The 12,979-nt window shown below is 49.9% G+C and carries 10 protein-coding genes; 4 read left to right on the top strand and 6 right to left on the bottom strand.

Going from position 1 to position 12,979, the window contains the following annotated elements; all coding sequences use genetic code 11:
• Positions 1 to 56: 56 nt before the first annotated feature.
• The 3 genes from D4L85_RS29650 to D4L85_RS29640 form a co-directional block, all read right to left on the bottom strand.
• Positions 57 to 662: an RNA polymerase sigma-70 factor gene (locus tag D4L85_RS29650; RefSeq protein ID WP_119757749.1), complete on the bottom strand. Its 606-nt coding sequence runs from the start codon at positions 660 to 662 to the stop codon at positions 57 to 59.
• 336 nt (positions 663 to 998) lie between these two features.
• Entirely contained in the window at positions 999 to 1,493 is a 495-nt protein-coding gene (locus D4L85_RS29645; RefSeq protein WP_119757748.1) for a hypothetical protein, read from the bottom strand.
• 147 nt (positions 1,494 to 1,640) lie between these two features.
• On the bottom strand, positions 1,641 to 2,102 hold the full coding sequence (locus D4L85_RS29640; protein ID WP_119757747.1) for a hypothetical protein: 462 nt from the start codon (positions 2,100 to 2,102) through the stop codon (positions 1,641 to 1,643).
• An 89-nt stretch (positions 2,103 to 2,191) separates the two neighbouring features.
• Between D4L85_RS29640 and D4L85_RS29635 the strand changes: the two genes are divergently transcribed.
• Together D4L85_RS29635 and D4L85_RS29630 are read left to right on the top strand one after the other, a co-directional pair.
• Positions 2,192 to 3,367 (top strand): hypothetical protein, encoded by a 1,176-nt coding sequence (locus D4L85_RS29635; RefSeq protein ID WP_160144087.1) that lies wholly within the window; start codon positions 2,192 to 2,194, stop codon positions 3,365 to 3,367.
• Positions 3,368 to 3,898: 531 nt separating this feature from the next.
• Positions 3,899 to 6,556 (top strand): T9SS type A sorting domain-containing protein, encoded by a 2,658-nt coding sequence (locus D4L85_RS29630; RefSeq protein ID WP_119757745.1) that lies wholly within the window; start codon positions 3,899 to 3,901, stop codon positions 6,554 to 6,556.
• Positions 6,557 to 6,751: 195 nt separating this feature from the next.
• Here the strand turns inward: D4L85_RS29630 and D4L85_RS29625 are convergent, their stop codons facing one another.
• On the bottom strand, positions 6,752 to 8,197 hold the full coding sequence (locus D4L85_RS29625; RefSeq protein WP_119757744.1) for a hypothetical protein: 1,446 nt from the start codon (positions 8,195 to 8,197) through the stop codon (positions 6,752 to 6,754).
• Positions 8,198 to 8,496: 299 nt separating this feature from the next.
• On the opposite strand from D4L85_RS29625, the gene D4L85_RS29620 reads away from it, so the two are divergent.
• A complete protein-coding gene (locus D4L85_RS29620) occupies positions 8,497 to 9,240 on the top strand; it encodes a hypothetical protein (protein ID WP_119757743.1) in 744 nt (247 codons plus the stop codon).
• Positions 9,241 to 9,300: 60 nt separating this feature from the next.
• Positions 9,301 to 9,783, top strand: coding sequence for a group II truncated hemoglobin (locus tag D4L85_RS29615; RefSeq protein WP_119757742.1), 483 nt, complete (start codon positions 9,301 to 9,303; stop codon positions 9,781 to 9,783).
• Positions 9,784 to 9,817: 34 nt separating this feature from the next.
• Here the strand turns inward: D4L85_RS29615 and D4L85_RS29610 are convergent, their stop codons facing one another.
• Together D4L85_RS29610 and D4L85_RS29605 are read right to left on the bottom strand one after the other, a co-directional pair.
• Positions 9,818 to 10,489, bottom strand: coding sequence for a DinB family protein (locus D4L85_RS29610; RefSeq protein ID WP_119757741.1), 672 nt, complete (start codon positions 10,487 to 10,489; stop codon positions 9,818 to 9,820).
• 112 nt (positions 10,490 to 10,601) lie between these two features.
• Positions 10,602 to 12,356, bottom strand: a complete 1,755-nt coding sequence (locus D4L85_RS29605) for an ABC transporter ATP-binding protein (protein WP_119757740.1) — start codon at positions 12,354 to 12,356, stop codon at positions 10,602 to 10,604.
• Positions 12,357 to 12,979: the final 623 nt, after the last annotated feature.

Genomic DNA, 12,979 nt, shown 5'->3' with positions numbered 1-12,979 from the left:
GAAGAGCCAGACCGAACCATCCATGCGCGGTCTGCGCTCTTTAATAGTAGTGTAGTCTAATTTTGATTGAGCAAGGTGATGATGAGCATGGTGAGATAATCCTTCAGGTCGAGCCGGATCTTCGATAAGGCGCGCACCATTTGGGTCTCCACCGTCTTTATAGAGATGTTCAGCCTTTCGGCGATCTCCTGGTACTTCAATCCCTCGAAGCGACTCATCTCAAAGATCTTGCGACATTCCGGGGGCAAGTGCTCCAAAGCACGCTGAAAATCTTTTTCAAGCTCTTCGGCCACAAACGACTCGTGCGCGCTAAAGTCAACCCCCGACGGTTTATACACCGTCTGCAAGAGTGTCGCATATTGATCTTGCACTTTCTGATGTTCCATGGTATTGAAGCACGTATTCTTCACCGCCGTAAACAAATACCCATTCACCGACTGCTTCTCATCCAGTTGTTCGCGATTTTTCCAAATGCGGTAAAACACCTCCTGAACAATCTCCTCCGACTCATCCATGTTGTTGAGGAACTTGTTGGCATACGCGCATAGCCGCGGGTATAACCTCCGGAACAAAAGCTCCAGGCTATGCGAGTCTCCTTTCTTGAGACCCTTGATGAGGTTTGTATGGTCCAGCTCGTTCTTCAGAAATCGATATAACGGCACTCGTTACCGCAAACGGTGAAAAGATAGGGAAAGACTTTATGAAAACGAAACGGCTCGAGTCGATTATGCGATAAAGTGCGATTTAAGCCTGCTTGAATATTTTTTTATGTGATGGACTGAGGATAATGATGAGATAAGCATATAGAAGAAGAGTCACAGTGTTGACCAATGAAACAAATAGTCGGTGTGACCATTACAACTGTTCGGACTAACAAAATGTCTTATTGACAATAAACCTCGGCCATGTTCTTCCTCAGTTGAAGTTGTTGTATCCAATCGTCAGGTCTACTGACGACAAGAACATACGATTGGCTTGACAAGTGTTTGAGCGACCTTTCACTGGTCAAATATTCTGAACGCCGAAGTGAAGCGCACCAAATTCCATCCAATAAAAACAAAGATCAAAAGCCCCGCAGCGACAGTGAGCTGTTTTTGGACCTTCGTTATTTGCAGGAGTTGCGTGATGTCTTGCCGCAGTGTTCTGATGATGGAGAAAAGGGCTACGCCAATAATGATGAAACGCCCGAGCAGCCGCATGCTTAGTTCCAGGCCGAGATCTCTTGACACATGGAACGCTGCCAAGAGCATAAGAAAAAAGAAATAGGGCATGATGATCACCACAAGGGCGCTTAATATGAAATTCGAAGACCAGGCAAATTGATTTCTCAGGGGAAGTCCTATGGCCGTGATGATGAAGAGGGAGATGATGGAGCAGAGGAAAATACTCGGGAGCGTAAAATCGAGTTGCTCTTTGCCACTCCATAGAGGGTAAGCCAAAAGCAACGCAATCAACAAATTGTTGAGGCCGAAGAGTATAAGCAGTTTTTTCATGATAACAAGTACATACAATATACATCAAACCAGTCTGCAGGCCAAATAAAGGTTACCCCATGGTCTTGCGTTGAAGACACTACTTCAAATACATCAACTGGTGAAAGCGTAATTTTCTTTCCGAGACCGTAGGTGACGAGCGAGCGATCATGAATAGGTCAGAGCCCATCCGAGCAAAACAGAAATCAATGTTCCACCCACCACAGTATGCCTTTTTTGGACGGGTGTTATTTGCAGGAGTTGTATGAAGTCTCGCCGCAGTGTTCGTATGACGGAGAAAAAAGCTACACCGATGCAGATATAAAAACCTAGCATTCGAATTCCGTATGCGGAAACAAGGTGCATGGGAACGTCGAACGTGCCGGATTCGTGTAAGGCAAAAGTGGCGTGTATTCCAATAACGGTCGTCGCGGCGCTTATTATTAAATTCGACGACCATGCAAACTGCTTTTTCAGGAGAAGCCCGATGGCTGTGACCATGAGGAGGGCAATCAAAGAGCAAAGCAATATATGCTGGAGCGTAAAGTCGAATTGTTCGGATTGAACCCAGGCGATGAGGAGCCCTAGAATCAAATTGTTGAGACCGAAAATTATGAGGAGTTTTTTCATGAAAACAGGCTTATACTATATACGTCAAAACTACTCGCGAGGCCAAGCCTGCCCAAAACATCATCAAAAAAAATAATTACTCAATCAATATGGAATTTCGGGGAACTGGCATCTCACTTGCTAACGATGATCGAATAAGAATTATGTATAGAGCTTTAGCAATCTTTATCTTGATTTCATACTATGGCATGGCACAGCCAGACAGTTTGATAGTCAATGTCCGGAAGACTAACACCAAGTATAAGTCCTTTCTTTGTGATAAAAATCGAATTTATGCGATAAACGAACGTGGCAATGTAGTGGTCTGGGATTTAACAACGCTCGATACGCTGCCCTTTGCCCGTCACGATACCGCCGCATACAAATTTCTATGCGTTGCAAAGGACAGGAATAATCAAATCTATTTTGGAACCGACAAAGGAGATATTTTGATCTATCGGCCGGAGACCAATGCATTGTCTCATCAGAGAAAATTGAAATATTCGGCCAATTACCTCTGCTTCAATTCCGACAATCACCCAGTGGCTATTATTCCCTACGCTGTCTATGACCCGATTCGAAGGAAACGCTGGACCGAATTTGAGAACCACACGACAGGCATAATCTATAGAAAGAAAATATTGGGGCTCTTTTTCAAAAAGACAGACAAGTATTTTCAGCCGCCTCAGTATACATTCATGGATTCAAAAGACCGTCTTTGGATGACGGCAGGTTTTGGCGAGTTTGGCGGCGATGTTCAAATTTTTGATGCCAGGAACTTTAAAATCCTGGACAACAAGTTTGATAGCATAGACCCCGGTCTGATATTCCCAAGATCCGTTTTTGAAGGCCCCAATGGCGATATCTTCATCACTTCCGGTCTTCAGCATTTTTCAAATTCAGGAGACATTTACAGGATAGACTCAAGTGGCACGGCGAACAAGATATTTACCAGCGATGGGCCGAGGAGAGTGGAGCGGAAGACAGGAAAGGTTATAGATGAGGGTGGGTTGTTCATTGGTCCGGGTGCTTACAACCGACAAGATAATTGCATGTACTTTGCAACAACCCGTGGCATTTACAAAATGAGCCTTACCAATAACAAGCCGGGAGAACCCGAACTCGTTATCAACCCTTCTCTATCCTGGGGCGCCGAGCCACTGGCTGTCGGCGTGGCAATGAGCATAAAGAAGATGGAATTTTTAGACAACGGCACTTTGCTGTTTCTGACAACCATGAATGGGATAGGGATTTATGAGGCCGGGAAAATTACTTTCCTTCATTGAACGGCTCCGTCAATCCATTTTATAACGGGTTGGCCCAAATATCAAAGCATTACAGCCGTCAGGGCATACCTACAGGGCCACAACTCCCTTTTTTCGGGGGTTACAACAGAGGGCAAACCGGCGATCAATTCGAAAAAACAAATCCGAAATATTAATCATACACGAATATGAAACGCCCTCAAAATGGCAATAACACGTTGGGGCCATACGCCTTCCAGGGCACATCATCAGACGTAGTAACAGGAAAACGGAAAAGTGAACAGACATAAGGAGATGCAGCGCAACCGTTGTATCCTCATAAAAAGAGCGCCAACGCCGAAAAAACGCGGTGCTTTGAAACAAGCCGTCGCGCCCGCGCAACCGCAACACAACGGTACAATAAAAGCATCATCATTTCACTTTCAGTGCCGGCCCATATCCGTTCCGGTAGCCGGGCGCACTCACTCATGCAATTCGGCGGAAGTTATTACATCAAAGCGCCCCAACGGAGGTTCTATACTAATTTCGCCCTGTTAAACAACAGATACCCTCATGCAGCGTTTTGCTTTATTACTCTCCTTTTTGCTTTGTGCCTTTATCGGCACGTCTACAGCCCAGACCATCGACCCCAATTTCAACCCGGCGATCTTTACCAGTGGCCGTGTATACCAGGCTGGTATGCAAAGCAATGGCAAGGTCATCATTACGGGCATGTTCTCGAAATTCAATGGCGTCGACGTCTCCTCCATCGCTCGCTTGAATACCGATGGCTCTATCGACAACACCTTTTCCGCGGGCACCGGCCCGAAAGGCATCTATGCCGGGGCGCAGATCTCGCGCATTGCCATCCAGCCCGACAACAAGATCATCGTGCTGGGCAATTTCTCCACATTCAATGGCAAGACCCACCCGATGGGTGTGCGGCTCATGCCCGATGGCGCGGTGGACGAAACGTTCAACCTGTCGACCTACCTGACCGACAACACCTATGGACTCGTGGGCCGGATCGTCCTGTTGCCTGACGGTTCGTTCATCACTTCCAAACAAGTACAAGAATCCGGACAGTATCACGTCGAACTGGTCAAGATCAAATCCGACGGCTCGCGCGATGCCACGTTCACCGCCACGATCGAAGGATACGAATACGACCTCAAAGTGTGGAACGGCAAAATACTCGTAGCCGGCAGCTTCACCAAATGCAATGGCACTACCGTTGGCAACATCGTGCGCCTCAAAGCCGACGGCTCCATCGACACCGCGTTCGGCACAGGCGCCGATCGGCAGGTCATTCAGATCGTCGTGCAATCCACCAACAAGGTGATCCTCAATGGTGGTTTCTATAATTTCAACGGCACAAATCATTATGGTACGATCCGCCTCAATACCGACGACACCGTCGACCCTACCTTCGTCGCCTATCTCGGCGACCGGGTCGATGCGATGGTGGTCGATGGCGCGGATAACGTCTATGCCAGCCAAGGCGATTTTCATGAACTCACTAAAATGGACGCGAATGGCAAGGACGTATCTACCCTCACGACCGACATGGCTTCATACCTGATGTTTCAGCCGGACGGCAAGCTGCTGGCCCTTGGTTACACAGGACCTAACAGCCAGGGCGCGCTGCGGTTGAACGCCAACTTCACAAAAGACAACACCTATCCCACGTCGCTCGAAGGGCCCCGCTACCCCGGGCGCATCACGGAAATGGTCACGCAGCCCGACGGCAAGATCGTGATGGTGGGCGATTTCGTTTCGTTTGGCGGCGAGGCCCACGCGGGCATCGTGAGGCTCAACACCGACCTTTCGATTGATGAAACCTTTGCGACCGGCACCGGCTTCCAGATCGAATACAATTATGTCTTGTTCAATTTTCTAAAGTGCCAGTCCGACGGCAAGCTGGTCATCTACGGGCAATTCGATACCTACAACGGCGTGAAAGTAGGACAGATGATGCGCCTCAACAGCGACGGCACGCTCGACAATTCCTACAGTGGCAAAACGACATTTTTCTTCACCAACGCCGAGATGTTCAACGACGAGCTTTACATCACCGATCGCTATGGACCCTATATCACGCGGCGGATGATCAACGGTGCCACCGATGCCAGTTTCGCCCCGACGCTTGACGGCGGCCTGGATGGCTGTCGCGTACAGGCCGACGGCAAAGTGCTGGTATATGGAGACTTCACCCACATCAACGGCACGGCGGTAGAGAAGATTGCCCGCCTGCTGCCGGACGGATCGCTGGATCTCACCTTCAAGACCGACCATGGCACCCCCGTCCGGTATGTAACAGACGTACATTCCCACGACAAAGGCAAGATCATCGTAGGGGGATTGTTTGGTTCCCCGGCCGCTCCCGACGATCAATCGAAGGATCTCAACTACATTGGCCTGGATCAGGCAGGCGTTATCCGCGACGATTTCCAGGTCCAGGTCAAACCGCAGGTCACCAGCTATATGCAGATGTTCCCGTTGAAAGACAGTAGCCTGTTAGTGACCGGTGTGAGCGGCTTGAACCGGATGTTCCCCTCGGGTAAACTCGACAACAGCTTTACCACGCTGGCCTACGACGCCTACCTGGAGGTGTTGCCCTTGTCGCCCACATCGTTCTTGTATTCCATCCGAAACAGCGACACCGGAGCCCGTATTTTCCACGTCACTTATACCGCCATGCCGGCGGCCCCCAAAACACCGGTGTTAACAAGCGTGACGGCTGCGCTGTCGGGTGTGCCGACGCTGACCTGGCAGGATAATGCTTCGGACGAAACCCAATACATCATCGAGCGCGCCGGCACAAATGGTGTCTTCTCGATGATCGGCGCCGCCCCCGCCAACGCCACGACCTATCACGACGGAACAGCAGCATCCAACACAGCGTATATCTACCGGGTTGCTGCCGCGAACGACTACGGTGAGACATATTCCAACACGAAAGCCTTCCAAACATCTATCGTCACCGGCGTGGAGGAAGTGCTCGTTGGCAAGCTCTATCCCAACCCCAGCAGAGGCCTCGTCCAGGTGGACTTCCCGGCGGCGGCCCAGCGCACATTGCGCATCCTCAACCTCAGCGGCAACGCGATACAAGAGTTGCGCACCACCGGCGAAAGCGTGACCCTCGATCTGTCGGGGCAGCCCGCGGGCATGTATTGCATCCAGATCTCGGAAGGTGTTTCGCAGAAGAGTGTGAAGGTGGTTAAATATTAGGCTACGGACGACACGCAACAGTACAGAGCCGCACAGTGCAATCTGTTGATAACGCGCGGCTGTGTACTGTTGCATGACGTCAGTCTACTGTTGATACTTGGCTTTACGTTGCCGCACGATGCTCATTTATTGACGACACAAAGTCGCTTAACGTTGTATGGTGTTTGTCAACCGGAGGTGGGCGTCTTCCGATGTTTATTCTTTATCCCAAACCTTCAGTGCATCCTCCGGCAATGTCTGAACGGCAAGCTTAAGTTTCTCTAAGCTGGTGTCCCTCCGCACCGTGTCGCTGAGGTTGTAGGCATAATTGTGAAAGAGATAGGCGGTCATCAAGCGGTTGAAGGGATCGAGTGATGGGTTGGAGATCATGTTGGTGAGCTGTGTCTCCAGTGCGTCTTTGTCTTCTGCATCAGACAGCGCCCGGCCGGCGCGGCCGACGGAACTCTTGTAGTGATGGTCGCTCACATTTTGTACGCGCAGGGTGGTTCCCAGCAAAAGATCCACGGCGGGTATGTCCAGTTTTTCCAACTCCCGGAGATAGGTTTTGCGACGGCCCCAGGCGTAGCTGCCATCGCTCATCCTCTCAAAGCGGTCGTTCATGATGTCGAGATGTGAGCGGAGAAAGATATCCCATTGCGCCGTTTTGGCGGCCAGGGAACAAATGTTGATCGCATGATAGCGCGGGCTCTGGTCCTGGCTGCACCCACCTACTACTATGCGGCCCCTTTTCAGTTTTAAGGCATCCTCCGCCGTTCCATAGCGCGCCACATAGAATTCAAATTCGTCGTCTGTATTCCCGGAGTCGAGCGCTTCCTGCGTGGCCTCGGCCAGGAGGCTGGACCAATAGCCCTTCTTCGCCATGTGCTGGTCTACGTTGGCAAGTCTGAGACTATTCCAGGTCTGAAGCTTTCGCCTATAGATGTTCCTGGCGGTATCATACGCTGCGCCGTTAAGCCTTTTATAGTTAGGGTACTTCGGGGCACCGGGAAACGTCCGTGCCCACCGGACATACTGGTCGGCTTTTGATCCTTCTTTCAGTGTTTGAAACCTGCGGCCCTCCGCCTGGGGTGAGAAGATCTCGGTGGTGGTGTCGATCATGCAATCGACGTATTGGACCAATCGCGCATAAGGTTGAGGCAGCTCATAGGGAGTAAGTTTTTCGATGAAGAGTGCTTTATGGCCATCCTCGTTTATAACCCACCCGTTATTCACATCATTTGTTTTGCTGTTGGCTGCGGTAATGGAAGGCTGGCGGTTTCTTCCAAAAGGAAGACCCGAGTATTCGATCATCTTTTTGTCATCATAATTGGTGTAGAAGAATTTCACGATCCAGATATTCGTGCTGCCGGCTTCCTTGTCGTACTTCTCAATATATTCATCAAGCGATATTCCTTGTTCAATAGCCTTCCGAGCCTCTTCCGAGGGGACTTTCACAAAGCGCCCCGGTCCCTGCGAAAGTGAATAGTATGGATGCGAGAGATCGCACGACTTGAACTTGAGATTAAGCGAATCGACAATGGTGCCTAAACGCTGCATCGTGCTTTCACTATAGATAAGACCATTGTCATAGGTCTCGAATTCGGTCATCTGACCATAGCCGAGATGGGATACCACCAGCATCAACAGCAGATACTTTTTCATAGGCTTTGCATTTTATTCAGAATGTGGGATCGTGAAAAAAGTCACGAATAGAAGATGCAAAAAGTATGCGGCTTCCATAAAAAAGATGACCCAAAGCAAAAAAAAGTTGTTAGGAAGTTAAAATGAAGCTGAGCAGGAGCGTAGAAGGTTTAAAAAAATCACCCCAGGTCTTAGAAACCGGTGTAACAAAACGCCTGAAACAACGTTGCCCGTATAAATAAATAGACAGGCTCCTAAAACGCGATTATCGAAAATCGCTACCTTGAAGTTTGGTCAGCTTGACACCGGCTCCAATCGTTATGAGAATTTGGCTATTCGTTTTTATCGGTCTTTCTATCACACATGTCCAGGCCGCGCCTCGCTATAAGACAGGCGACTCGCTTTATGTATGGACCCTCAAAAAATTGCAGGTACGCGACAAAGCCGGCAAAGTGATCGGTGCCCTGAGTTACGGCGACCGGGTGGTGATGTTCCAGGACGATGAGTATGCAAAGATCCCTATCCAGGCCTTGCCCACGTCGACTACTGACGGCCGGGAGAATCCGCCTGTGATGGTATGGGGGGCGTATGTTGAAATTGGTTTTCAGAACCTGAGAGGGTATGTGTTTGACGCCTACCTGTTGAAATTCCCACCCTTGAAAACATTAAGCAGCGGCCGGCGCGAATTCCTTCCGGATTATTTTGCGCGAGCGTTTGGCTTAATGAAAACCCTGAAGGATCAACAACAAAACGAACCCTTTCAATTGGAGTATGTGTACAACAATGGTATCACCTATTCGAGGAGTTACGTCATATGCTGTTGGAGCACGGTCATGATGATACCCGATTTTTCAATGACGGAAGCTTTTGTTTTTTTGAGTTATGTGGGCGGCCTCGAAAGTTATTTTAAAGATGAATATATAGAAACGGAGAGACCAGTCATTCGCGCAGAGGGCGAGCAAGGCCGGGAGCCCACCTATTTATCATTTAAGTTTGAAGTCCAGCTTTACAGTATCCGTAAAGTGAATGACTTTCTGATCATTACCGACGATGGGGGAGATTGAACAAGAGCAAAAACGTGATCGTACCCAAACAAAACCCCCGCCCATTCCGTTGACTATCTCATGACCAACAACGCCAACATCCCAACCCTCTTCCAATGGGCCGGAGGACAAAGTGCCTTCGAAAAACTCTTCGATGCCTTCTATAAAAAAGTATTGAAAGACGACCTGCTCGGTCCTGTCTTTGCCAACATGTCGCCCGAACATTCCAAGCACGTGGCTCACTTTGTGGCCGAAGTTTTTGGCGGCCCCAAAGCCTACACCGAAGGCGACCACGGCAGCCATGCCAACATGGTCGCTCACCACATCGGCAAACAACTCGACGACATAAAAAGAAAACGCTGGATCGCACTCCTCTTGGAAACAGCCGACGAAGTAGGCCTGCCTGACGATCCCGAATTCCGGTCGTCACTCGTGGGCTATCTGGAATGGGGTAGTCGCTTGGCTGTTCTTAATTCCAAGACAACTGAAAATCCAATACAGGAACACGAGCCCATGCCCAAGTGGGGGTGGGGAGAAACGGGTGGACCGTATGTGCCAAAATAAGATGGCAAATAGAGTGCGCTGCTGTTTTGAATGATCAATCCTTGCCAGCCTTGGCCCCGGGCAACCGGCTCTTGAGCCATTTGATCTGGCCGTTGTGATTGGATTCATGTTCGCAGACGTGAAACCACTTGCAGTAGTTATTGGTTGGCCCCCAAAACCATTCTTTGTCGACACTCATCAGCCAGGCATCGTCGCGTTTCTTGAACTCCGACAGCGTGTTGCTTCTGACTTCTTCGAGCGTACTGAGATAATACGTCAGCGGATTTCCTTTGATGAGCTTGCGGCCTTCGTCGCCCAGCTCGCTGGCCACTGAAAACCGTTTCACATCGGCTTCCGGCCAGTCGCCCCACTTCTTGTTCTCAAATGTATGCAGCTGATAAAAGCGTTCCGTCGCCGCCAGGTGCAGGAGCATGGCGCCGATCGAGTTGGCCTTCGGATCGTGCACATAATCCAACTGTTCTACCGTAAGCCCGACGACGGGAAAAAGTATCATATTCCGCATCCAGGTCATCATAGATACCAGGGTGCCTACCTGGGGCGCATAGCCGGCCATAGGACCGATGATGTTCGACATGTCTTCAGTTGATGTCCCGGCATCTGCGACAACGGGTGCCGGTAAGACGGTTAGCCCGAGCGCTCCGGAAGTAAACAGCGCTGTTGACTGGAGAAATTTCCGGCGATCGACGGATTGGTTAATGGAAATCATATTTGGTGGGTTTTTATTGATACTACAATATACCAAATATGCTGCTGGTGTAGGTGTTCCCACCTGTATCGATTATGTAGACAGTCATCAGGTTTCAGACGGTCACAAAACCTCAGGCATCCACCGTAACCTTCTCCCCAATCTGCTGCCGCCACATCGCATAGTAAAGCCCCTTCTCACTCAGCAACTCTTCATGCTTACCGGACTCAATAATATGTCCCCGTTCCAGCACAAAGATCTCATCCGCATGCATAATGGTCGACAACCGGTGAGCAATCAGGATCGTGATCTGATCCTTGATCTCAGAAACTTCCCGGATGGTTTCCGTGATTTCCTCTTCGGTCAATGAATCCAACGAAGAAGTAGCCTCATCAAAAACCAAAATATCCGGCTGACGCAGCAACGCCCGTGCAATCGAAAGCCGCTGCTTTTCACCTCCGGAAACTTTTACTCCACCTTCCCCGATCACCGTGTCCAATCCTTTGTCAGCCCGCGCCAGGAGCGATTGACACGCCGCCTTCTGCAACACCGCCAAACATTCCTCGTCGGTTGCTTCGGGGCGTACGAATAATAAATTTTCGCGAATCGTTCCAGAGAACAGTTGCGTGTCCTGCGTGACGAACCCGATTTTCTCACGCAGTTCATTCAGATCGATATGCGTGCTGGGGATGTCGTTGTATAGGATGGTTCCTTCTTTTGGTGGATACAAACCCACCAACAATTTCACCAACGTTGTCTTCCCCGATCCGGATGGCCCTACAAAAGCGATGGTCTGACCGCTCCGTACGGAAAACGAAACATTGTTCAACGCAGGTGTACTCGCCGATTGATGTTTGAAGCCCACATCGTTAAAGCTCAGCGTCGTTACCTGGCCCACGGTTTCGGGATTCTTGGGCTTGGCTTCCTTGGGGAGATTGAGGATGCGGTCGAAATTTAAAAGCGAAACTTCGGCTTCGCGATAGGCGATGATCACGTTGCCCAATTCTTGCAAAGGTCCAAAGAGAAAGAAGGAGTAGAAAAGGAATGTAAAGTACTTGCCGGCCGAGATGTCGTTGTCGAAGATGAGCAACAAGAGAATGACCACCATCACGCTGCGGATAAAGTTCACGGTAGTGCCCTGGAGGAAACTCATGCCCCGCACATATTTCACCTTCTTCAATTCCAGGCCGAGAATTTTATAGGTCGTGTTATTGAGCCGCTCGATTTCCTGGTTGGCCAGCCCTAGGCTTTTCACCAACTCGATGTTGCGCAGCGATTCCGTGGTGGAACCCGCCAGCGCCGTGGTTTCTTTAACAATGCTTTTCTGAACGACCTTGATCTTGCGGCTCAGCAACCAGCTGGTGAGCGCGATGATGGGCACGGAAGCAAAATACACCAGCGTCACTTTAAAGCTCACCGAAAGCGAGTAGATCGTCACAAAGATCAACCCCACGATGCTGGCAAAGAGCACGCTGATAAATTGCGTGATAAATTTCTCCGAATCGGTTCTCACTTTCTGGAGGATCCCCAGCGTTTCACCGCTGCGCTGATCTTCGAACGTCTGGTAGGGGAGTTCCAGCGAATGTTTGAGCCCGTCGGCATACATTTTGGCCCCCAGTTTCTGGACCACGATGCTGGTAAAATAATCCTGCAGGTTCTTGGCAATCCGCGACACCATGGCCGCCCCAATGCCCAGACCCACCAGGTAGAGAATGCCTTTTAGAAAATCCGCCCGTGACAGGACGCTTTTCTTTTCAATAAAATTGTCGACGATCTTTCCCGTAATATGCGGGTCCAACAGCGAAAAAACCTGGCTGGTGGCGGCGAGAAACAGGGCCAGGGCAATGAGCCACTTATGGTTCTTCAAATAGCGTAACAGTATCTTCATGGGGATGCGAAAAGTATAGGGAAATGTTCAGTACCAATACGGTTGCTAACAATGGAAAGTTTGCGCAAGTTCGGCTATAAAAGATTTTCTGGGTCATTAAAACCCCAAAAATAGGAACTTGGGGTGGTTTTTTGGATATCACGGCCTACCGCCAAAATTCGTATATTGAGATATGATGAGAACACTGATCCGCGGTTTCATAGCCGCCCTCAAAGGCGACCTCATGGTATGTGCCATTTTGCTGGGGTTTTCCGCCATTGTTTACGTGCTGCAGCAAATTTTCTGAACTGGGGCAAGTGTTCACACTTGTGCCGATTATCCCCACAGTCTTCAGACTGTGATGCAGGTCGACTGCTCCTCAAATCGTTAGTGCAGATAGTGTCAGGCTCCGAACTGAAGTTATGGCAGTCATCGTGTTCCGGAGGTGAACTGATTCGGCTCCGAACCGAACCGCCGGAGCTCTGAGCCGAACGATCGGAGCGCTGAGGCAAGCTGCCGGAGCTGTACACTGAGGCGGCGGGGCTTCGGGTGCCGATGGTTCACTTTTTTTATGTGCGTTGCGATGAAAAAATCCCATCGACCGAAGAAAAAGCCTGAATATTTCACATTGCCGGCCAACCGGT

Origin of the sequence: Chryseolinea soli, assembly GCF_003589925.1 — a bacterium.
Classification (GTDB): domain Bacteria; phylum Bacteroidota; class Bacteroidia; order Cytophagales; family Cyclobacteriaceae; genus Chryseolinea; species Chryseolinea soli.
Note: the sequence above shows the minus strand (reverse complement) of the source record. Positions and strands in the feature narration are given on the sequence as shown.

Excerpts from the sequence above, each read along its gene's own strand:
- D4L85_RS29630 (WP_119757745.1), top strand. The coding sequence starts at position 3,899 with ATGCAGCGTTTTGCTTTATTACTCTCCTTTTTGCTTTGTGCCTTTATC.
- D4L85_RS29645 (WP_119757748.1), bottom strand. The coding sequence starts at position 1,493 with ATGAAAAAACTGCTTATACTCTTCGGCCTCAACAATTTGTTGATTGCG.
- D4L85_RS29605 (WP_119757740.1), bottom strand. The coding sequence starts at position 12,356 with ATGAAGATACTGTTACGCTATTTGAAGAACCATAAGTGGCTCATTGCC.
- D4L85_RS29625 (WP_119757744.1), bottom strand. The coding sequence starts at position 8,197 with ATGAAAAAGTATCTGCTGTTGATGCTGGTGGTATCCCATCTCGGCTAT.
- D4L85_RS29620 (WP_119757743.1), top strand. The coding sequence starts at position 8,497 with ATGAGAATTTGGCTATTCGTTTTTATCGGTCTTTCTATCACACATGTC.
- D4L85_RS29610 (WP_119757741.1), bottom strand. The coding sequence starts at position 10,489 with ATGATTTCCATTAACCAATCCGTCGATCGCCGGAAATTTCTCCAGTCA.
- D4L85_RS29615 (WP_119757742.1), top strand. The coding sequence starts at position 9,301 with ATGACCAACAACGCCAACATCCCAACCCTCTTCCAATGGGCCGGAGGA.
- D4L85_RS29635 (WP_160144087.1), top strand. The coding sequence starts at position 2,192 with ATGGAATTTCGGGGAACTGGCATCTCACTTGCTAACGATGATCGAATA.
- D4L85_RS29640 (WP_119757747.1), bottom strand. The coding sequence starts at position 2,102 with ATGAAAAAACTCCTCATAATTTTCGGTCTCAACAATTTGATTCTAGGG.